This window comes from Amycolatopsis sp. NPDC028719, from assembly GCF_055565395.1.
Map to the genome: position 1 here is coordinate 242,265 of NZ_JBVHUL010000002.1, position 18,918 is coordinate 261,182.

Consider the following 18,918-nt stretch of genomic DNA (forward strand, 5'->3'; position numbering starts at 1 on the left):
CCGCGGGCGTTCGCCGGCCTGTCCGCGAGGCTAGTTCCGGTTCGGCTCGGCACCTGGGGCCACTTGGGACGCGCGAGCGGGGACCAGTCGGCTCACGCGAGCGCGCGGACCAGTGCGTCGAGCACCGCCGACCACCCGCTCGGCGACGGCGCGGCGAACCCGATCACCACGCCGTCGCGGTCCGAGGCGGTGTCGGGATGCCGGAAGAAGCCCAACGGCTCGACCGTCAGCCGTTCGGCGGCGATCCGCCGCACGAGTTCGGTGCCGGCGCGCCCGGGTTGTTCGAGCAGTACGTGCAAGCCGGCGGCCGTCCCCGCCACCCGCACGTCCGGCGCGTGCTCGGCGAGCGTCTCGACCAGGTGCCGGCGTCGGCGGCGGTACTGTGCGCGCATCGCCCGGATGTGCCGGTCGTAGGCGCCCGACTCCACGAACTCGGTCATCGCCAGCTGGTTCACGAACCCGACGGTTTCTTCCGTTTCCCCCTTCTGGGCGACGATGGCGTCGACGAGGTGGTCCGGCACCACGAGCCAGCCGAGGCGCAGGCCCGGCGCGAGCGACTTGCTCGCGGTGCCCAGGTACAGCACGTGATCGCGGCCGAGGCCCTGCAGGGCGCCGACGGGGGACCGGTCGTAGCGGAACTCGCCGTCGTAGTCGTCTTCGATGACCAGCGCGCCGCGCCGGCGGGCCCATTCGACGATCGCCGCGCGCCGGTCGTAACGCAGCCTGACCCCCAGGGGGAACTGGTGTGAAGGGGTGAGGAGCACGGCACCGATCGCCGGTGACCCGTCCAGCACCGACGGGTCGACGCCGTCGGCATCGAGGGCGAGGGGCACGGTTTCGAGCCCGGCGTCGGCCAGCGTGCGGTGCTGGGTCGGCAGGCCGAACTCCTCGACCGCCACCCGCGTCACCCCGGCCGCCGCGAGCGCGGCCGCGACGAGCCGCAGCCCCTCCGCGGCGCCACTGCACACGACGACGTTGCCGGCGTGCGCGCGCAGCCCGCGGGCCCGCGTGAGGTACCGGGCGAGAGAATCGCGGAGCTCGCCCCGGCCGCGGGGATCCGCGTAGCCGAACGCCTCGAACGGCGTGGTGCCGACCGTCTTCTTCACCGCGCGGATCCACTCGTCGCGGGGGAACGACGAGAGGTCCGGGTGCCCGGGCCGCAGGTCGTGACCCGGCCGCGAGCGCGTGTCGGCCGGCCGCGGCCGTTCGCCGGCGAACTCGGCCACCCGTTCCGAAACCTCGGTGCCGGAACCCTGCAGCCCGGTGAGCCAGCCCTCGTTGATGAGCTCGGAGTAGACCCGGACGACGGTGTTGCGGGCCACCTGCAGGTCGGCGGCCAGGGCGCGGCTCGAGGGCAGCCGCGTCCCGGGCGCGAGCCGGCCGGCGCGGATCGCCTCGCGGACGGCGTCCGTGAGGCTGGCCCGCACGTTCCCGTCGAGCCGCCCCAGGTGCAGGTCGAGGCTCGTCGTCCGGGTTCGGCGCTCGGCCGTTCGGTCGCTCACGGGTCAACGATAATGGCTGCTCACGATGCCGCTAGGCCAAGCTCGGGTCCAGCCACGGACCTTCGGGCAGCGCCGGGAGCGCGAACTGCTCGTCGAAGGAGCACAGGGGGAGCCGTTCGCCGAGGAAGCGCAGCACGACGGACCCCAGCACCGCCGAACAGAGGGATCCGGCGAGGACGCCGACCTTGGCCTGCTGCTGAAGCCCGGGATCGGCGAACGCGAGATCGGAGATGAACAGCGCGATCGTGAAGCCGATACCGGCCAGCATCGCGCCGCCGATGAGGTGGCTGTAGCGGACGCGGCCGGGCAGCGTCGCGATGCCGGTGCGGAGCGCGATTCCCGCCCCCAGGGAGATACCGATCGTGTTGCCGGCGACCAGGCCGACCGCGACACCGAGGGTGACCGTCGAGGACGTCGCCGCCCGCAACGCGTCGCCGTCGAGGTGCACGCCGGCGTTGGCCAAGCCGAACGCGGGGATGATCGCGAAGGCGCTGATCGGGTGCAGGATCGCCTGCAGGCGCTCGTTCGCCGAAAGGGTGGCTTTCATCGCGGTGGTGGCGAGCCGCACCCGCGTCGAGTCCGCGCGCTCGATCACGGCCCGCCCGTAGAGGCGGAGGCGTTCGCGGGCGTGGCCGTCGACCTCGCCGGCCGGCACGAGCAGACCGATAAGCACCCCGGCCAGGGTCGGGTGCACGCCGGACGCGTCGACCGCCACCCACAGCCCGGCGCCGACGACCAGATACGGCGTCAGCCGCCACACGCCCAGCGCCCGCAGGGCGAGCAGCGCCAGGACCAGCACCGTCGCCACGGCGAGCGCCACGACGGACACGTGATGCGTGTAGAACACAGCCATCACCGCGATCGCCCCGATGTCGTCGCCGATCGCCAGCGTGAGCAGGAAGAGCCGCAGCTGGTCGGGGCAGCGGGGACCGAACAGCGCCAGGACGCCGATCAGGAACGCGGTGTCGCTCGACATCGGGATGCCCCAGCCGGCGGCGGCCGGGCCGGGGCCGGTGAAGGCGAAGTAGATGATCGCGGGCAGGGCCAGCCCGCCGAGCGCGCCGCAGGCCGGGACGATGATCGAGCGCAGGTCGTGGAGCTCGCCGACGGACACCTCGCGGCTGATCTCCAAGCCCACCACGGCGAAGAACACGACCATGGCCACGTCGTTCACCCAGCCGCGAAGGTCCAGGGTGAAGTGCGCGCCGCCGGCTTCCACGCCCGCTGGGGTTCCCCAGAACGCGTCGTAGTTCGCCCCCGCCGCGTTCGCCCACACGAGGGCGGCCGCCGTGGCGGCGAGGAGCAGGACCGCGCTGCCGGCTTCGGTGAGCAGGAACCGGCGCAACCCGGCTGTCACGTACGGCAGCGGGGTGCTCACGCGGCGGGTCATGGCCGGCAGGTGGGGGAGGAGTCCTTCGGTGAACCGGCTCGAGTCGGGTTTCACAGGCCGAGTATGCCTCACGGGCAACGGGGTAACGTCGGGCGAGCACTGTCCCGATTGGACCTGTCGTGCGGAGGGATAGCCTGTGACGACACCGAGTGAGGTCGATCTGGACCGCCACGTGTACGGCAATCCCGCGGCTTCGGTGACCGTGGTGGAGTACGGGGACTTCGAGTGCCCGTACTGCGCCGCGGCGGCACCCGAGCTGCGCAAGCTGGTCGACGGCTCGGACGGCACGATCCGGCTGGTGTTCCGCCACTTCCCGATCTTCACGATCCACCCGTACGCGCTCACCGCGGCGCTCGCCGCCGAGGCGTCGGGAGAGCTGTTCTGGGAGATGCACGACTTGCTGCTCACCCACCAGAGTGAGCTGAAGGACGTCCACCTGCGGGCCTACGCGGCGCGGATCGGGGCGGGCGACGTCACCGGCGCCGCCGTGCAGCGGTTCCGGCCCGCCGTGGTGGCCGACTACACCTCCGGTGCCGAGCTGGGGGTTCGTGGCACCCCGGCGCTGGTCATCGACGGCCGCGTCTACCGGGGCCGGGTCAGCTTCCCGGCCCTCCGCTCGGCGGTGCGGCCGCAGTCGTGACCGGGCTCTTCGTCCGAGGCTGATGGACCTTCTGGTCCGATACTCGTCGTGGTCTAACCGCGGTAACCAGGTTTTGGTACCGAGACTGGACTATATGGTTCTCTTTGAGGCATGATGAGCGCCGGAGAACGAAGCGCGCCGAGCGATCGCGAGAAGGGCCACCACGGTGACTGAACAGCTGGGTTCCGCGGCGAGGTCGGCGGCCGACGGGGCCTTGAAGCTGTCCTCGGCCGTCGTGACCACCGACGGCGGTGACCCCCTGCTGCCGTGGGAACTCTCGATCAGCGCACAGGTGCTGGGCGAAACCGAGATCATGCTCGCCACGACCCACCGGCAGGGTGGGAGCACGAAGGACGGCCACCACGAACTCCACGTCAACGCGATCCTGCTGAGCATGATCCCGGACGTGATCCACCTCGCCGGCCGCGGTACGCCCCGGAGTGCAGCCTGCACCCTGACGTTGACTTTTTCCGAGGGCGACGCGGCCGGGAGCGAGTGGGCCACGACGTTCGAAGTGCCGAGTGCGCCGCTCGAAGAGTCCACCTGGCACCTCACCGTGCCGTTCGGCCGAAACGCCGGAAGAAGACCTCAGGAGAAGTGACATGACCGCCGAGATGGACGTCCGACGCAACGGCGACACCGGATCGTACGAAGCCGTGGCCGACGGACAGGTCGTCGGCATGATCGTGTACCACGTTCCGCGCGGTGCGCAGCGGGTGACGTTGAGCCACACGATCGTCGAGCCCGGGTACCGGGGCCGGGGCATCGCGACGCGGCTGGTGAAGCACGCGCTGGACGATCTGCGCGCCCGTGAGCAAAAGCTCACCAACTACTGCACCTTCGTCGCGGACTACATCGCCGACCACCCCGAATACAAGGACCTGGTCGACGGCCGGTTCCCCGGGCGGGCGACGGTGCCCGAGCGCGCGCCACGCGATCACCGAGGAGTGCGGAGTTGACCGGGGCATCGCACGCGGTCGAAATCGACGGACCGCTGATCCGGGCCGCTCGCCTGCACCTCACCCCGTGGACGTCCTCGGACGCCGACGCGGCTCTGGGCATCTTCGGTGACGGGGAAGTGGCCCGGTGGCTGGCGCCGGCGATGGCGCGGGTTCCGGACCTGGCCGCCATGCGGCAGCTTCTCGACGGCTGGGTTTCGGCCGCCGAGCCGCCGATCGGCCGGTGGAAGGTCGCCGAACGCGCCGGCGGGCGGGTGGTGGGCGCGGTCTCGCTGCTGCCGCTGCCGCCCGGCGACATCGACCTCGAGATCGGCGTCCAGATCGCCCGAGGCCGGTGGGGCAACGGTTACGCCGGAGAGGCCGGCAACGCGGTCGCCCACTACGCGTTCGACGCCGGCGTGGACGAGATCTTCGCCGTCTCGCGTCCCGCGAACCGGCGCGCCGCGGCCGCCGCGCGCCGGATGGGCATGGAGTGGGTCGGGCAGACCGGCAAGTACTACGACACGAGGCTCGATGTGTTCCGCCTGCGCCGGTACGACCTCGACGTACCAGCGCGCCTGGCGCCGCCGGACGCGGAGCCGCCGGGCGAGCTCACCGACATCTGATCCCCGCCGATACGGACAGACCACGCGCGAAAGAGAAACGACCATGCCCGGAACCCTTCCCGACCGATGCGGTACTTACGCGATCGGCGGACACGAGATCACCCGGCTCGGGCTCGGGACCGCCCAGATGAGCGAGTCCGGCGTCTGGAGCCATCCCGAAGACGCCGCCGAAGCGAAGCGTGTTCTCCGGGAGGCAGTCGATCTCGGAGTCAACCTCATCGACGTCGCCGAGTCGTCCGGGCCCTTCGACTACGAGGAGCTCATCGCCCAGTCGCTGAGCCCGTTTCCGGATGACCTGCTGCTCATGGTCAAAGGCGGGCTGCTCCGGACGCCCCAGGGGGAGTGGGAGCCGTTGCCGCGGCCTTCGTTCCTCCGCAAGCAGATCGAGACGCGGCTGTGGTACCTGAAGCTCGACCGCATCCCCCTGTTCCAGCTGCACGGGTTCAGCCCGCACGCGCCGATCGCCGACCAGCTCGGCCTCCTCACCGAGCTGCAGCGCGAGGGGAAGATCGGGCGGATCGGCCTGGCGGAAGTGACGCCGGCCGAACTGCGGGAAGCTCGTGAACACGCCGACATCGCGACGGTCCAGGCCGAGTACAACCTCGTCAACCGCGCGGCCGACCCGCTCGTGGACTACGCGGAATCGGTGCACATCGGGTTCATCCCGTGGCTCCCGCTGGCGACCGGGGCCCTGGCCGGCGAGGACGGCCCGGTGGCCGAAACGGCCCGGCGGCGCGGTGTCTCGCCGGCGCAGATCGCGCTGGCCTGGCTCTTGAACCGCTCGCCGGCGCTGCTTCCCACCCCCGGCACGCTGAGCGTCCGGCACCTGGAAGAGAACGTGGCCGCGGCCGACATCCGGCTGACAGCGGCCGAAGTCGCCGACCTCGACCGGGTGGTGCCCCGACCGTAACCGGCAGCGGAAACCGCCGGCACGTGGAGGGTGCTCACGGTGGCCGCTTCGGAAGTCGTCCTGCCACGACCGGTGAGCTTTCCGGTGCGGTCCCGGCGAGGCCGGCGGATTCTGGTCGCGACGCTCCTCGGCGCCAGCATCGCTGGCATCGACGCGAGCGTCGTGACCTTCGCTCTGCCCGACATCGGCCGGGATCTGGGCGCGCGCTTCGCGTCACTGCAGTGGACGGTGACCGGGTACACCCTCAGCCTCGCCTCGCTCATCCTGCTCGCCGGCGGGCTGGGGGACCGGTACGGACGCCGGCGGGTCTTTCTCGCCGGCGTCACGGTTTCACCCTCGCCTCGGCGCTGTGCGCGGCCGTGCCCGACGTGAGAGCCCTTGTCGGGGCCCGGATCCTGCAAGGCGTCGGCGGCGGGCTATGGCGCCGGCGAGCATGGCCATCCCGCAGTCGACGATCGCGCCCGGCGACCGTCCGGTGGCGATCGGCACCTGGTCCGGGTTCGCCGGGATCGCGGGAGTGCTGGCGCCGTTCGCCGGCGGGTGGCTGTCGTCGTGCTGGTGATCAGCCTGCTGCCGGCCGATCCCACGCGGCCGTGGGCTGGGGGAGCGCGGCCGTCGCCGTCGGCGCGGGGGCCGGGTTCGCTTGGCACGAAAGGCGGACGACGTCGCCGATGCTGCCCGCGACCCCGGTTCGGTCCAGGCCGTTCGCCACCATCAACGTGCTCACGTTCGTCATCTACGGCGCGTTCGCCGTGTCCTCCATGATCTTCACGATCGCGCTCGAGACGGTCGCCGGGTACGCCCCGCCGAGGGGGGCAGCACCGTGGTCCCGATCACGGCCCTCAGCCTCGCGCTGTCGAGGCTCAGCGGCAGGCTCGCGGCCCGGATCGGGCCCGGCCCGCAGCCGGCCATCGGTCCGTGCTGTGAGGCACGGCGGCACTGCCGGCCTTGCGGGTCGGGCCGGAGACCGGTTACTGGAGCGTCGCGATCCCGCTCGAGTGCGTGTTCGGCCTCGGTACCGCGATGATGGCGGCGCCCTTGACGTCCGTCGCCCTGTCGTCCCTGCCGGATGGCCACGTCGGCGTCGCGTCCGCGGTCAACAACGCCGTGGCGCGCACCGCCGGCTTGCTGTGGGTGGCGGGTCTTCCCTCCGCTGGTCGGGCTCACCGGTGAGGCGTACCCGCGGGTCGGGGTGTTCCTGCCGGGCTACCGGGGGGCGTGCGTGGTCCGCGCCGCCGCCATGTCCGTCGCGGCCGCCCTCGTCGCGGCGGTGAGATGGCCGCCATAAACTGGACTTTTTGGTCCTGTTTTGTTAGGAAGGTAATAGCCAGAGGAGAGGAGGCGGCATGACGTCAGGTGTCTTCCACGTCCGGTCGAGACGCACCACCGGCCCCCGGTTCGCATGACCACCTCGGAAGTCGGCGAACGGGTCCTGGTCGACGGACGCAGCTTCGACCCCGAGTCCGCCACCTGGGTCCGGGAACTCAGCCCGGGCAGCCCGGCCTTCGAAGCCGCCTGCCGCCGGCTGTACGAGATGCTCTTCAAGATCGCGCGGCGAGAGTCCGTCCGCAGGTCGCCGACCCTGCGGCTGACCGGTCCGGAACTCGAGGACCTGGCCCACCAGGCCGCGGCCGACGCGCTCATGCGGATCACCCGCAAAATCGGTGAGTTCCGCGGTGACGCGCAGTTCAAGACCTGGGCGTTCAAGTTCGTCATCCTCGAGGTGTCGACGAAGGTCGGCCGGCATTTCTGGCGCGACCACCGCGTGTTCCTCGACGGCGGCGAGACCGACCGCACCCCGGCCGCCGCCGGCGACGAACCGCTGCGCCAGGTGGAGGCCAACGAGCTGCGGGCCGCCCTCGGTCACGCCATCGAAAGCGCGCTGACCGAACGCCAGCGGACCGTCTTCGTCGCCTTGGCCATCGACAACATCCCGATGGACGCCCTCGCGGCCAAACTGGACACCAACCGCAACGCCATCTACAAGGCGATGTTCGACGCCCGGCGCAACATCCGCGCCCACCTCGTGGCCCACGACTTCATGTCCTGAGCGGATCCGCGCTCCCGCTACGAGCGCACGCGGATGACCGTCTTCCCCTTCCGGCGTCCGGCCGGGTTGAAGGCGGCGACGGCGTCATCGAGGGACGCGATGGTCCCGATGTGGGGCCGCGCCCGCCCGTCGCGCACCCGCTGCACGATTTCCCCCAGCCGGGTCCGGTCGGCCTCGACCACGAAATCGATCGCGCGGCCGTCGGCGGGCCGGACGCCGGGCGGGCCGGCGATCGTGACCAGCGTTCCGCCGGCCCGGACCAGGCGCGCCGAGCGCGCCCCGAGGTCGCCGCCGAACACGTCGAACACCAGGTCCACGCGGCCGACGTCCTCGAGCTGGTCGTTCTCCAGGTCGACGAACTCGTTCGCCCCGAAGTTCCGCGCGGTCCGGGTGTCGGCCGCGCGCCCGGTGCCGACGACGTAGGCGCCTGCCTCGCGCGCGAGCTGCGTCGCCATCGAGCCGACGGCGCCGGCCGCGCCGTGCACGAGAACCCGTTGTCCCGCCTCCAGCCGGCCGTGCACGAACAGACCTTGCCACGCGGTGAGGCCGGACATGACGACCCCCGCGCCAGTGGTGAAGTCGACGTCGCCGGGCAGTGGCGCCAGGTTGCGCGCCTCGACGACCGCGTACTCCGCCAGGGTTCCGTCGCGCGTCCAGTCCGTCAGGCCGAGCTCGACGACCACATCGCCGTAGTTGGCCCCGGAGAGGTCGGCGAGCTTCGCCACGTCCGGATCGGGGCGCTCCGCCAGTGTCATCCCCGTCCTGTCTGCGGCCTCGTCCGTCACCACGATCGCCTTCATTCGGTCCACTTCCCTGCACAATGGTTTGGGTATAGCTAATATGGACTACTTAGTCCATTGAATTCCAGTCCCGAAGGAGCCGAACACCATGGAAGCACTGGAGCTGCAGCAGATCGCCGGTGACTGCGCCGCGGGTCTTCCGTGCGCCGACCTCGAGCGTCGATCCGCACCCGACTGGGACCTCTACAAGGTGCGCGGCAAGGTCTTCCTGCTCATGACCGACCTCCCGGGACACCCGGTCGTGATCCTGAAGGCCGACCCGGACCACGCCGCGACGCTGCGCGGGCAGCACTCCGACATCACCCCCGGCTATCACATGGACAAGAAGCACTGGATCACGCTGACCGGCGGAGGCACCGTCGACGAGGACCTGCTGAACGAGCTCGTGCTCGACTCCTACCGGCTGGTGGTCGAGGGGCTGCCCCGGTCGCGGCGGCCGGTCGTCCCCGAACGCGGCGCCCGGCCGTCGCCCGCCGAGAGGTAGGACGACGCGCGCGGCGGTACTCCGGTCAGATGGCCAGCCCCGCGCCGCCGGACACGACGATCTCCTGGCCGGTCACGTACGCGGCCTCGTCCGAAGCCAGGAACGCGACGGTGCCGGCGATGTCTTCGGGCCGGCCGAGGCGGCCGAACGGGTTCTTCTCCGCCATCGCCCTCATCGTCGCCGCGACGTCGTCGGTCTGCGTGCCGAGTGCGGTGCGGGTCATCGGGGTGTCGGTGAAACCCGGGCTCACGGCATTGATCCGGATGCGGCGCGGGGCGAGCTCGAGGGCGAGGGTCGGGAGCATGGCCAGCATCGCGCCGTGCGAGCCGGCCGCGACGCTGTTGCCGGTGAGGCTGCGGGTGGCACCGATGCCGACGGTGACGATGACCGAAGCGCCGTCGGACAGCAGCGGCAACGCCTTGGCGAGCGTGAAGAACTGACCCTTGGTGTTGACGGCGAACACCTCGTCGTACGCGGCTTCGTCGCAGTTGTCCAGGGTCATCGGAAGGCTGACGCCCGCGTTCAGGAACAGCGTGGTCAGGCTTCCGAACCGGGCGCTGACTTCGGCCACGACCTCGTCCGTGTCCGCGAGCGAGCGCGCGTCGGCCCGCAGGACCAGAACGTCCTCTGGCAGTTCTTCTCTCGCGCGGGCGACGCTTTCCGGACGTTGCCCGGTGACCGCGACGCGGTATCCGCGGCGGTGCAGGGCTTCGGCGGCGGCCTTCCCGATCCCGCTGGTGCCGCCCGTGATCAGTACCGTACGTGCCGACATGAGGTCACTCCAGTGTGGTTGGTCGTCTTGCCGGGCATCATGCCGCAAAGAGGACTGTAAGGTCCACTTGTGTGACGGGTTCGGGTCTGCGACGCTGGCGACGTGAGCATGACTCGCGCCGGCAAGCGTGCGAGACGCGCCGGCCCGGCGAGGTGTGCGGCCCGATCGAGTGGTTCGCTTTCGCCATCACTTCGCGGCAGCTCAGCGGGGCGAGCGCCGTCGCGATCTACCAGCGGCTCGTCGAGGACCTCGGCGGTTCCACCACCGCCGAGCGAGTCATCTCGGCCGACGAACCGGCCCTGCGCGAGGTCGGCTTCTCGCGCCAGAAGGCCGAGGCGATCCGGTGTTCGCCCAGCGCGCGGACGACGGCCTGCTGGAGCGAGCCAGGCTCGCGACGATGGCGGATGTCGAAGTCCAGACCAAGATCGAGGCCGGGCCGTCGTCGGCGCGGGCGATCACTGACGCCGTGAAAACTGCACGAATCACCGCTGGCATTAGCGGACTGTATAGTCCAACTGAAGATGGCGATCCCGGAACGAGCCGCGCGGCCCGACCCGGTCGAGAGAGGCGTGACCTGATGCGAGACGTGGCACCGGGACTCGACGTCGGCCGGCGCGGCGAACGGCTTTCCCCGGCGTTCGCGGCCGGGGTGGTGTCGCTCGTGACGGCGTTCGCCGCGGTGGGCTCCACGATCCCGCTGTTCAACGTCTACCGGGCCGAGGAAGGCTTCACCAGCGCCGACATCTCGATCACCGTCGTCGCCTACTCCGTCGCCACCCTCGGCACGTTGCTGGTGCTGGGCCGGGTTTCCGGCCACCTGGGGCGGCGGCCCACCTCGATCGCTAGCCTCGGCCTGCTCCTGCTGGGCTGCGTGCTCCTGCTGAACGTGCACCACCTCGGCGTCCTGATCGCGGGGCGGCTCCTGATGGGCTTCGGTGCCGGCCTGGCCAGCAGCAGCCTCACGTCCTACATCGTCGACGCCGCACCGGCCAGACCGGCCTGGCTGGCTTCGGTCGCGTCGAGCCAGACGGTCATGCTCGGCCTCGCGGTCGGCGCCATCGGTTCCGGTGCGCTCGTGCAGTTCGGTCCTTGGCCGCGCGAGCTGATCTACCTCGTGGTGATCGGCCTGCTCCTGCTGTCGGCCGCGCTCGTCTTCGTCAGCCCGGAAACCGTGACCCCGGCGCCGGGCCTGTGGCGATCGCTGCGTCCCCGGGTCCGCGTTCCCGCTGGGGTCAAGCACCTGGTCCCCGCCGCGGCGGCGGTGTTGCTGGCCACCTGGGCGACCGGGGCGTTCTACCAGGCGTTCGTGCCGGCGCTCGTCGAAGACCAGCTCCACACGCGCGGCCCGCTCGCCCTCGGGCTGGTGTTCGCCGCCTACATGGGACCGAGTGCACTCGGTGCGCCGATCAGCGGCCGGTTCGCGCCCGCCGTGGCGCAGCGGGCCGGCATGCTCGGGTTCCTGGCCGGCATGATCGGCATCATCGCGGCGATCGCGACCGGTGCGCTGGTGCTGTTCTTCGCGGCGACCGTCGTCGCGGGGGCGAGCCAAGGCATCGCGATCAGCGCCGCCACCCGCGGCCTGCTGGCGGGCAGCGGCGTGGCCGACCGGGCCCCGATCTTCACGGTCGTCTACCTCTTCTCCTACTGCGGCGCGACGATTCCCGCCCTCGTGGCCGGCCGGCTTTCCACGACGTTCTCCCTCCCGCAGATCGCCGTCGGGTACGGCGGGCTCGCCCTCGTCGCCACCGTGTTCACCGTGGTCGCCGCCCGCGATCCGGAAGCAGGGCCGCGGCGCTGACGCGCTCGTCAGCGGAACGGCCGCGCGCGGCGCCCGGTGGCGGCAGCGCGCGGGGCGTGAGCTCGAGAACGCGGACCAACCGGTGCCGGCGCGGCCGCCACAGCCGGTAGAACGCTTCGACCTCCTCATCGGCCAGGGGCCGGCCGGCCGGCGCCGGGCCGGCCATCCGGCCGAGGTCGAAGCCGCCGAGCGGGAGCGCGTCGGCGAGCGCGGTGCCCGACCCCCGTCGCGGTCCGCACCCCGGCACCCGGCATCGCGGGCATCAGCCGGTAGACCCGGGCGGGGTCGGCGGCGGCACGTTCGAGCTCGCCCGCGTGCCGGGCGTCGAGCACGACGGTTCCGAGCACCGCAGGTCGACTCCGGCTCGCCGCCAGTCCCAGATCGAGATCTTCGCCCACAGCCGGGGGAGGCACGGCCCGCGTCGCCGCGGGAGCGGGACCCGGCGCGGGGCTGTCGTGGTGCGGAGCAACCGGGGTCAGGCGGCCTGGGCGTCCAGGCTGACGACCCGCTGCTCGAGGACCGCGGGCACCAACGCCTCGAGCACCCGGCCCGTGCGGGTACGCGCAGGCCCGGCAGCCCACGCCAGGCTCGTTCGAGAACGGGGTGGGCGGGCCGGAACTCCTGGGTGGTCGTGGGACGCAGCTCGGCGGGGATGTTCCCGCCGGCGCCCGGTCTCCACACGCGTCGACGTCAAGTCGTCGAGGCGGTGTTGCCGGTTCCGGTAGGTGACCGGTCCTCGGCCGATCCATGGACGATCTAGTCCAAAGTAGGCCGTAAGAGCCGGCGCCGGCCCGACGCTCAAGACTCACACACCATCGGAGGGTGATTCACCGTGTCACGATTGGCCGTTCCCGAGGACATCCCCGTCGATTCGCGGCAGATCCTCGAAGGGGTCGGCGCACAGCTCGGCTTCGTCCCGGAGATGGTCAAGGTCATCGCGTCGAACCCGACCGTGCTCGAAGCCGTCACCACGTTGCAGGGGAAGCTGAGCCGGGTGCTGGACCCGCGGACCCGGCACAGCATCGCGCTGGCGGTGTCGGAAGCGAACGGCTGCGACTACTGCCTGGCCATGCACACGTACGTGTCGTCCGAATTCGGCGGCATGTCGGCCGAAGACATCGCCTTGGGTCGCGCCGGCAGTTCGGTCGACCTCAAGCGCGCCGCGGCCGCGCGGTTCGCGCACCGGCTGGTGGACAGCCGCGGCCGGGTCGGCGACGAAGACCTGGCCGATGTGCGGACGGCCGGGTACACCGACTCGCAGATCCTGGCGATCGTCGCGGTCAGCGTGCAGGCGTTGCTCACCAACTTCATCAACAACGTCAACCAGACCGGCATCGACATCCCCGCCGCCTGAGCGGCCGAACCAGGAAAGGTGCGAAATGCCGGGCTCCGCGCTCTATGAGGAATTCATGGCGCTGCACACCCGCGAAGGTGGCCTCGTCCTGCCGAACGCCTGGGACGGCCTCTCGGCTCTGTTCCTGGCCGACGCGGGTTTCGAGGCCGTCGCGACCTCGTCGGCGGCGCCGGCCGCCACGCTCGGCCGGCCCGACGGCAGGCACGAAGCCACCCGTGGCGAGCACCTCGAGCACGCCCGCCTGCTCGGCCGGCTCACCGGGCTGCCCGTGAACGGGGACTTCGAGGACGGCTACGGCGACACGTCCGAAGCCGTCGCGGTGACCGTCGAAGCGGCCGTCGAGCACGGCTTGGCCGGCATCGGGATCGAAGACACCTCGGGTGATCCCGGCCGGCCCATCCGCGACTTCGACGAGGCTGTCGACCGCGTGCGGGCCGCGGTGCCCGCGGCGAAGCGGCGCATCGTCGTCACCGGCCGCACCGACAACTTCATCCAGGCCGGCCGGATCTCGGTGACACCATCCGGCGCGTGACGGCCTTCGCGGAGGTCGGGGCGGACGTGGTGTACGCGCCGTTCCCGCCTGACCTCGACGCACTCGGCGCGATCGTCGCGGTCGTCGCGCCGACGCCGGTCGACGTTCTCGTGTCGCCTTCGGACAAGGTGCTGACCGTCGCGGAACTGCGGCAGGCGGGCGTCAAGCGCATCAGCTTGGGCCCGTTCCTGTACGCCGGCGCGATGGCCGCACTGGAACGAGCCGCCAAGGCGCTCGTCGCGGGCGATCTCGCGGCCGCCACCGGGGGCATGCGCTTCGACCGGATCGGCGAACTGGTCGCCGGCGCCAAGAACTGACGTACCCACCGATCAATCGGAAGAAGAGGCAGATCGCCATGGATCTCGACAAGCTCATGAACCAGCACCTCACGAGGGCGTTCGACGGCAGCAAGACCATTCCGGAAGAATCCCTCCAGCAGCTGCTGCGGTTCATGCGGTCCGCGCCGACGTCGACGAACATCCAGCCCAGCCACTTCTACGTCCTCGCGTCGGCCGAGGCCAAGAGGCAACTCGCGGACAACCTGGGGGAGCGGTTCAAGGACAACAGCGGGAAGATCCTGAACTCGTCGCACACCCTCATCCTCACCACCCGGGCGGAGGTGCCGGACAGCCACCTCGACGAGGTGTTCGGCAAGGAGGACGCAGACGGCCGCTTCCCCGATCCGGCGAAGCGCGCGATGTGGCAGTTCATGACCCGGGACTTCCTGAACCTGCGCAGTTACGCCTACAAGGATCTCAACCACTGGATGGAAAAGCAGACGTACATGGTGATGGGGATGACCATGATGGCGGCCGTCGAACTCGGCTTCGACGCGACGCCGCTGGAAGGGTTCGACCCGACCAGCGTCGACAAGGCGTTCAAGATCCGTGAGACCGGGCACACCACGACCGTGCTGATGGCGCTCGGCTACCCCGACAAGGAAAAGGCCTACCAGGGCCCGATTTCGCGGTTCGACGCGGATCGGCTCTTCACCTTCATGTAGACCGGGACGCACCGGGCTGCTCGACCTGCCTCGCGGGGCGCGCAGCCCGGTCTGGGCTCAGCCCGGAAAGCGTTCGTGGCTGAGGGAACCGCGGAAGACGGCCACCTTGTCGCAGAGGACCCGGGCGCGTTCGTTGTCCCGCCGGGTGAGCCAGTAAAGCGGCGCCGCGCCGCGCCGCGCCGTGGTCGCGGGCGACCCGGGCGACGTACTCGATCAGGGCTCCGCCCGATGCCGCGCCCGCGCGGTTTCGTCCACGTACCAGTCCTGCGGGTAGCACGAACCGGGCCGCCCACGGATTGTTCGGCTGCACCGCCCGGATCACGTTCGCTCGTGACCCTCGTCCGGAACTTCGGCGCGGTAGAACTCCTTGGAGCCGCGCGCCAAGGTACCCCCGCGGGCTCAGTCACTCCCTTCGAGCTGACTGATTTCGATCATTCGTCCATCGTCGACAGTGAATGCGCGTAGAGCGAGGAACTGTCAGCCGGAACGACCCGCAAATGCTCGAGCGACACATCGAGCACCGTCGCCAGCTGCCCGGGGTCACGCGTGGTCCGGGCGAGCAGGAACCCGCCCTGCAGTGCCCCCATGACGGCCGTGGCGATCGTGCCGGGGTCCACGCGGGAGCCGAGTTCCCCGCGCTCCCGGATGCGCCGGAAGGCCCCGGCGAGGAGGCTTTCCCACGCCGCGAACCCGGCGGCGAGGGCGCGGTGACCGCGGTCGTGGCGCCCGGCGAGCTCGCCGATGAGGGACCCGATCGGGCAACCGCCGACGCCACCAGTGACCTGGTTGTCCTCGACGAGCTTGTCGCGCCACGCCCGGAGGTCCGAGAGCGAGCGCACTCCTTCGAGCAGCGCCTTCTGGACGGCCAGCACGCCGGCCACCTGCGCGTGCACCACGGCCTCGACGAGGGCTTCCTCGTTCTCGAAGGTCTGCCGGAGCCGCGGCTCGGAGACGCCGCTCACGGCTGCGACCTCGGCGAGGGTGATCTCGCACAGCGGACGGTCGCGCAACAGGTCGATCGCCGCGATCACGGCCAGCCGGCGCGCATCCTCGACGTGCCTCCCCGTCTGATCACCCGACATACCCCGGACACTAGCGGACGGGCGTGGCGCGGTACACCTCGACCCGGACAGGTTTGGACGCTATCGTCCACTGCGAGCGCGTGAAGCGGCTAGGTGGCGCGGAAGGTGCGGACGTGGTCGATCGCCAGATCGAGGGTCTGCTTCATCGGCTCCGCCGAGCGGGCCATCCGAGCGAGGAGGTAGCCACCCTGCAGTGCGGCCACCAGAAAGGTGGCGAGCTTCTCCGGAGCGGCGTCCGGCCGGAGCGCGCCGGAAGAGCGCATGCGGATCAGGCCCTCGGCCAGCAGTTCTTCCCAGATCTCGAAGTACTCCGCGAGCAGCACGCGGGCTTCTTCGTCCCGGTCGGCCAATTCGGCGGCGAGCGAGCCGAGCGCGCAGCCGTGGACGCCGTTCGGGAGGCCGGCGCGCCGGACGATCGCGTTGCGCCACCGTTCGAGGCCGCGGATCGAGTTCAGCCGCCGCAGCTGGGCCTCCTGCTGCCCGATGAGCCGCGTGCCCTGCGCCGCCACGACCTCGCGCACGAGGGCGGTCTTGTTCGGGAAGTGGTGGTACAGCTGTGACTTGCTCGTGCTGCTGGCGGCCCGGACGTCGTCGAGCGTGGTCGCGGCCACCCCGTTGGCCTGCATGAGGTCGACGGCCGCCCGCACGATGCGGGACCGGGTCGCCGCGCCACGCGCGGTCAGCCGGGTTGTCAGCGTCGTGCCCTCCGGTGCGTCCACGGCCGTCAGGTTACCGCACCGAATGCCTCGAGCACGGTCAACGACTGGACCAGATGGACCACGGTGGATCCGTGGTGCACCGATAGGCAATGCCTTATGACAGGGTTACGGCTGAAGTCTGCGTCTCGCATGGACACTATGGTCCACTATGTGGGAGTTTCATGGTGGATCCACCCGGACACGGCCGGAGCCCCCGACGCGACGACCCGTGACGTTCGCGGTGGCGGACCTGCGGTGCCGACACGGGCTGCGGGCGGCGTCGTCGGCGCGGTGGCCGCGATGGCGGGCGTGGACGAGTCTTGACCGTGCGAGTCCTTCGCGGACGTCGGGGGAGCTCGTCGCGGAGGTGGTGCGCAGCCAGGTCCACGGAGTCTTCGCGGCCGCCGGCCTCGACGGTCTGTGCCGGTGGCGGCCGCGCGATCGGCAGGCGCTCGCCCCGTGCGTGCCGACGGCAGGGCAGGCGACCGCGGTCATGGGGGCGTTCGTCGGCGCGATGGGCCGGGTCTCGCGACGCCGATCGGCCGGACCGAGTGCTGGAGCGTTCGCCGTGGTGCTGCGCCACGCCAGGTCCGTCTTCGCAGGTCCGGTGGGGTAGGCTGACGGCGTGGCAGAACCGGAGCGCACGCGGTTGACGGCCCGAGGCGCGGCGACCCGAGCCCGGATCCTGGACGCGGCGGTCGAGCTGATGTCCGTGCAGGGCGCGACCGCGACCACGTTGGACGACGTGCGCGCGGCCAGCGGCACGAGCAAGTCGCAGCTCTACAACCACTTCCCGGACAAAGACGCTTTGGTCCAAGAGGTCATCGGCCGCCGGGCGCAGGACCTGCTTTCCTGGCACGAAGGACAGCTCAAGCGGCTGAACTCGATGCGTGGTCTCGAGCGGTGGCGGGACGCGGTCGTCCAGCACAACGCCCTGCACAACGGCGCCTACGGCTGTCCCCTCGGTTCGCTGGCGAGTGAACTGTCCGATCGCAACGAGCGCGCACGCACGGAGCTGGCCGCGCATTTCGCGACGTGGGAAGACCTCATCGCGGATGGCTTGGAACGGATGCGAGCCGCGGGCAAACTGAGGCCGGACGCCGACCCGCGGCGGCTCGCGGTCGGGCTGATGGGCGCGCTGCAGGGCGGGTACCTGCTCGCGCAGACCAAACAGGACGTCGCCCCGATGAAAATCGCCCTGGACATGGCGCTCGACGGCATCCGGGCGTTCCTGGCCTGATCCCGCCCCGGGCGCAAGACGCGCGCACATCGAACGCAGAAGCTGTGGCCGACCCGGGTCGGCCACCGAACTCGGTGGCTCGCTGCTCGATGTGGGGCGGAAATCGTGGTGCTGCCGCTGGTGTGCGGGAAATCGGTGGCCGGGGTCGAGCCGCTCGACCTGCCGGAGCCGGCCGGCCCGGGGCCGGGCGAAGTGGTGATCGACGTCGCGGCGGCCGGCGTCGGCAGCGGGGACGACATCGTCCGTTCGGGCGGGTGGGACGTCGGGCTGACCCCGCCGATGGCGCTCGGCGTGGAGGTGGCCGGGACGTGGTCGCGGTCGGTTCGAACGTGACGGGCTTCCGGCCGGGCGACGAAGTGCTCGGCCATCCGCTCCGCTGCGTCACCAGGGCTGCTGGGCCGAACGGGTGCCGGTCGGCGCCGCACTGCTCGTGGCGAAGCCGCCGGGCGTGCCGTGGGAGGCGGCGGCGGCGTTCCCCGTGCCCGCCCTGACCGCCGAGCAAGTGCTTTCCGACTGGCTTCGCGTCGCCGAGAAACGCTGCTCGTCCACGGCGCGGGCGGCGCGACCGGCGGGCTGGCGGTGCAGCTCGCCGTCCTGCGCGGCGCCCGGGTGATCGCTACCGCCGGGACCGGCGAGCGCCGATCGAGTGGCGCGGGCCGGCGCGATCGAGGTCGTCGACCACCGCGACCGGAGCCGGCCAGACCGGGTCCGCGAGTGGGCCGGCGTCGACACCGCCCCTCAGCGCGGTACCCGGCAGCAGTGCCGACGCAGTCCGGGCGGTGCGCGAACCCGGCCGGCGGCGACAATCACGGCCGGCCGGCCGGGTGGGGCGTCAGCTTTGCGGACGTCTCCGTGTGCTCGGACTCCGCCCAGCTTGCGAAGCTGAGCGCGCTGCTCGGCGAGGGCAGGCTGACCCGGTCGGTGGGCGCAACCCTGCCGCTGGCCGAGGCGGCGGCCGCGCTCGAGCGCGCCGTCCGGGGCGCCAACGGCGGTCCGGTCGTCCTGCTCACGGACCTGCGTCCGTCGAAGAGCCGAGTCCGCCGATCCGCCACCACGGGCAAGGAACCCGTACGAGGATGGCAAGACACCTGATCACCCG

At 71.3% G+C, this 18,918-nt stretch carries 26 protein-coding genes and 1 pseudogene; 20 read left to right on the top strand and 7 right to left on the bottom strand.

Features of this window, described 5'->3' with window-relative positions:
- Nucleotides 1–92 precede the first annotated feature (92 nt).
- Both pdxR and nhaA read right to left on the bottom strand, forming a co-directional pair.
- The gene (gene pdxR, locus ACZ4TR_RS08995) at nt 93–1,502 is read right to left on the bottom strand and encodes a MocR-like pyridoxine biosynthesis transcription factor PdxR (protein ID WP_465286512.1); all 1,410 of its coding nucleotides are present in this window, start codon (nt 1,500–1,502) and stop codon (nt 93–95) included.
- A 31-nt stretch (nt 1,503–1,533) separates the two neighbouring features.
- A complete protein-coding gene (gene nhaA, locus ACZ4TR_RS09000; protein ID WP_465286513.1) occupies nt 1,534–2,946 on the bottom strand; it encodes a Na+/H+ antiporter NhaA in 1,413 nt (470 codons plus the stop codon).
- A gap of 82 nt (nt 2,947–3,028) precedes the next feature.
- Here nhaA and ACZ4TR_RS09005 point away from each other — a divergent pair, with 82 nt between their 5' ends.
- From ACZ4TR_RS09005 to ACZ4TR_RS09035, 7 genes are all read left to right on the top strand, one after another.
- On the top strand, nt 3,029–3,532 hold the full coding sequence (locus ACZ4TR_RS09005) for a DsbA family protein (RefSeq protein WP_465286514.1): 504 nt from the start codon (nt 3,029–3,031) through the stop codon (nt 3,530–3,532).
- Nucleotides 3,533–3,698: 166 nt separating this feature from the next.
- Nucleotides 3,699–4,133 carry a hypothetical protein gene (locus ACZ4TR_RS09010; protein WP_465286515.1) on the top strand — a complete coding sequence of 145 codons (435 nt, stop codon included), beginning with the start codon at nt 3,699–3,701 and terminating at the stop codon, nt 4,131–4,133.
- 1 nt (nt 4,134) lies between these two features.
- Nucleotides 4,135–4,491 carry a GNAT family N-acetyltransferase gene (locus ACZ4TR_RS09015; protein ID WP_465286517.1) on the top strand — a complete coding sequence of 119 codons (357 nt, stop codon included), beginning with the start codon at nt 4,135–4,137 and terminating at the stop codon, nt 4,489–4,491.
- On the top strand, nt 4,488–5,096 hold the full coding sequence (locus ACZ4TR_RS09020; RefSeq protein WP_465286518.1) for a GNAT family N-acetyltransferase: 609 nt from the start codon (nt 4,488–4,490) through the stop codon (nt 5,094–5,096). The genes ACZ4TR_RS09015 and ACZ4TR_RS09020 overlap by 4 nt, the downstream gene beginning before the upstream one ends.
- 43 nt (nt 5,097–5,139) lie before the next feature.
- Nucleotides 5,140–6,006 (top strand): aldo/keto reductase, encoded by an 867-nt coding sequence (locus tag ACZ4TR_RS09025; RefSeq protein ID WP_465286519.1) that lies wholly within the window; start codon nt 5,140–5,142, stop codon nt 6,004–6,006.
- Between the two features lie 39 nt (nt 6,007–6,045).
- Nucleotides 6,046–6,378 carry an MFS transporter gene (locus ACZ4TR_RS09030; protein WP_465286520.1) on the top strand — a complete coding sequence of 111 codons (333 nt, stop codon included), beginning with the start codon at nt 6,046–6,048 and terminating at the stop codon, nt 6,376–6,378.
- Nucleotides 6,379–6,439: 61 nt separating this feature from the next.
- Entirely contained in the window at nt 6,440–6,568 is a 129-nt protein-coding gene (locus ACZ4TR_RS09035; RefSeq protein ID WP_465286521.1) for a hypothetical protein, read from the top strand.
- Here ACZ4TR_RS09035 and ACZ4TR_RS09040 read toward each other — a convergent pair whose 3' ends face one another.
- Entirely contained in the window at nt 6,569–6,733 is a 165-nt protein-coding gene (locus ACZ4TR_RS09040) for a hypothetical protein (protein WP_465286522.1), read from the bottom strand.
- A gap of 221 nt (nt 6,734–6,954) precedes the next feature.
- Here ACZ4TR_RS09040 and ACZ4TR_RS09045 point away from each other — a divergent pair, with 221 nt between their 5' ends.
- The gene (locus ACZ4TR_RS09045) at nt 6,955–7,179 is read left to right on the top strand and encodes a hypothetical protein (protein ID WP_465286523.1); all 225 of its coding nucleotides are present in this window, start codon (nt 6,955–6,957) and stop codon (nt 7,177–7,179) included.
- 229 nt (nt 7,180–7,408) lie between these two features.
- Complete coding sequence (locus tag ACZ4TR_RS09050) at nt 7,409–8,056, top strand: sigma-70 family RNA polymerase sigma factor (RefSeq protein ID WP_465286524.1); 648 nt, start codon at nt 7,409–7,411, stop codon at nt 8,054–8,056.
- Nucleotides 8,057–8,073: 17 nt separating this feature from the next.
- On the opposite strand, the gene ACZ4TR_RS09055 is transcribed toward ACZ4TR_RS09050, so the two are convergent.
- Nucleotides 8,074–8,856, bottom strand: a complete 783-nt coding sequence (locus tag ACZ4TR_RS09055; protein WP_465286525.1) for an NADP-dependent oxidoreductase — start codon at nt 8,854–8,856, stop codon at nt 8,074–8,076.
- Between the two features lie 88 nt (nt 8,857–8,944).
- Here ACZ4TR_RS09055 and ACZ4TR_RS09060 point away from each other — a divergent pair, with 88 nt between their 5' ends.
- Entirely contained in the window at nt 8,945–9,340 is a 396-nt protein-coding gene (locus tag ACZ4TR_RS09060) for an MmcQ/YjbR family DNA-binding protein (RefSeq protein WP_465286526.1), read from the top strand.
- 25 nt (nt 9,341–9,365) lie between these two features.
- Here ACZ4TR_RS09060 and ACZ4TR_RS09065 read toward each other — a convergent pair whose 3' ends face one another.
- Nucleotides 9,366–10,112: an SDR family oxidoreductase gene (locus ACZ4TR_RS09065; protein WP_465286527.1), complete on the bottom strand. Its 747-nt coding sequence runs from the start codon at nt 10,110–10,112 to the stop codon at nt 9,366–9,368.
- A gap of 71 nt (nt 10,113–10,183) precedes the next feature.
- On the opposite strand from ACZ4TR_RS09065, the gene ACZ4TR_RS09070 reads away from it, so the two are divergent.
- The 5 genes and pseudogenes from ACZ4TR_RS09070 to ACZ4TR_RS09090 all read left to right on the top strand — a co-directional run bounded on the left by ACZ4TR_RS09070 (nt 10,184) and on the right by ACZ4TR_RS09090 (nt 14,799).
- On the top strand, nt 10,184–10,582 hold the full coding sequence (locus ACZ4TR_RS09070) for a hypothetical protein (RefSeq protein WP_465286528.1): 399 nt from the start codon (nt 10,184–10,186) through the stop codon (nt 10,580–10,582).
- 107 nt (nt 10,583–10,689) lie between these two features.
- Nucleotides 10,690–11,910, top strand: coding sequence for an MFS transporter (locus ACZ4TR_RS09075; RefSeq protein ID WP_465286529.1), 1,221 nt, complete (start codon nt 10,690–10,692; stop codon nt 11,908–11,910).
- An 832-nt stretch (nt 11,911–12,742) separates the two neighbouring features.
- Complete coding sequence (locus ACZ4TR_RS09080) at nt 12,743–13,264, top strand: carboxymuconolactone decarboxylase family protein (RefSeq protein WP_465286530.1); 522 nt, start codon at nt 12,743–12,745, stop codon at nt 13,262–13,264.
- Nucleotides 13,265–13,319: 55 nt separating this feature from the next.
- A pseudogene (locus ACZ4TR_RS09085) lies at nt 13,320–14,113 on the top strand (isocitrate lyase/PEP mutase family protein).
- Nucleotides 14,114–14,151: 38 nt separating this feature from the next.
- Nucleotides 14,152–14,799 carry a nitroreductase family protein gene (locus tag ACZ4TR_RS09090; RefSeq protein ID WP_465286531.1) on the top strand — a complete coding sequence of 216 codons (648 nt, stop codon included), beginning with the start codon at nt 14,152–14,154 and terminating at the stop codon, nt 14,797–14,799.
- A gap of 431 nt (nt 14,800–15,230) precedes the next feature.
- Here ACZ4TR_RS09090 and ACZ4TR_RS09095 read toward each other — a convergent pair whose 3' ends face one another.
- Both ACZ4TR_RS09095 and ACZ4TR_RS09100 read right to left on the bottom strand, forming a co-directional pair.
- The gene (locus ACZ4TR_RS09095) at nt 15,231–15,881 is read right to left on the bottom strand and encodes a TetR/AcrR family transcriptional regulator (RefSeq protein ID WP_465286532.1); all 651 of its coding nucleotides are present in this window, start codon (nt 15,879–15,881) and stop codon (nt 15,231–15,233) included.
- An 89-nt stretch (nt 15,882–15,970) separates the two neighbouring features.
- Nucleotides 15,971–16,600 carry a TetR/AcrR family transcriptional regulator gene (locus tag ACZ4TR_RS09100; RefSeq protein ID WP_465286534.1) on the bottom strand — a complete coding sequence of 210 codons (630 nt, stop codon included), beginning with the start codon at nt 16,598–16,600 and terminating at the stop codon, nt 15,971–15,973.
- Nucleotides 16,601–16,808: 208 nt separating this feature from the next.
- Between ACZ4TR_RS09100 and ACZ4TR_RS09105 the strand changes: the two genes are divergently transcribed.
- The 5 genes from ACZ4TR_RS09105 (at nt 16,809) to ACZ4TR_RS09125 (ending at nt 18,911) form a co-directional block, all read left to right on the top strand.
- Nucleotides 16,809–17,195: a hypothetical protein gene (locus ACZ4TR_RS09105; protein WP_465286535.1), complete on the top strand. Its 387-nt coding sequence runs from the start codon at nt 16,809–16,811 to the stop codon at nt 17,193–17,195.
- A 9-nt stretch (nt 17,196–17,204) separates the two neighbouring features.
- Entirely contained in the window at nt 17,205–17,819 is a 615-nt protein-coding gene (locus ACZ4TR_RS09110) for a TetR/AcrR family transcriptional regulator (protein ID WP_465286536.1), read from the top strand.
- 105 nt (nt 17,820–17,924) lie between these two features.
- Complete coding sequence (locus ACZ4TR_RS09115; protein WP_465286537.1) at nt 17,925–18,152, top strand: alcohol dehydrogenase catalytic domain-containing protein; 228 nt, start codon at nt 17,925–17,927, stop codon at nt 18,150–18,152.
- A 73-nt stretch (nt 18,153–18,225) separates the two neighbouring features.
- Nucleotides 18,226–18,432: a hypothetical protein gene (locus ACZ4TR_RS09120; protein ID WP_465286538.1), complete on the top strand. Its 207-nt coding sequence runs from the start codon at nt 18,226–18,228 to the stop codon at nt 18,430–18,432.
- Between the two features lie 146 nt (nt 18,433–18,578).
- A complete protein-coding gene (locus ACZ4TR_RS09125; RefSeq protein ID WP_465286539.1) occupies nt 18,579–18,911 on the top strand; it encodes a hypothetical protein in 333 nt (110 codons plus the stop codon).
- Nucleotides 18,912–18,918 lie beyond the last annotated feature (7 nt).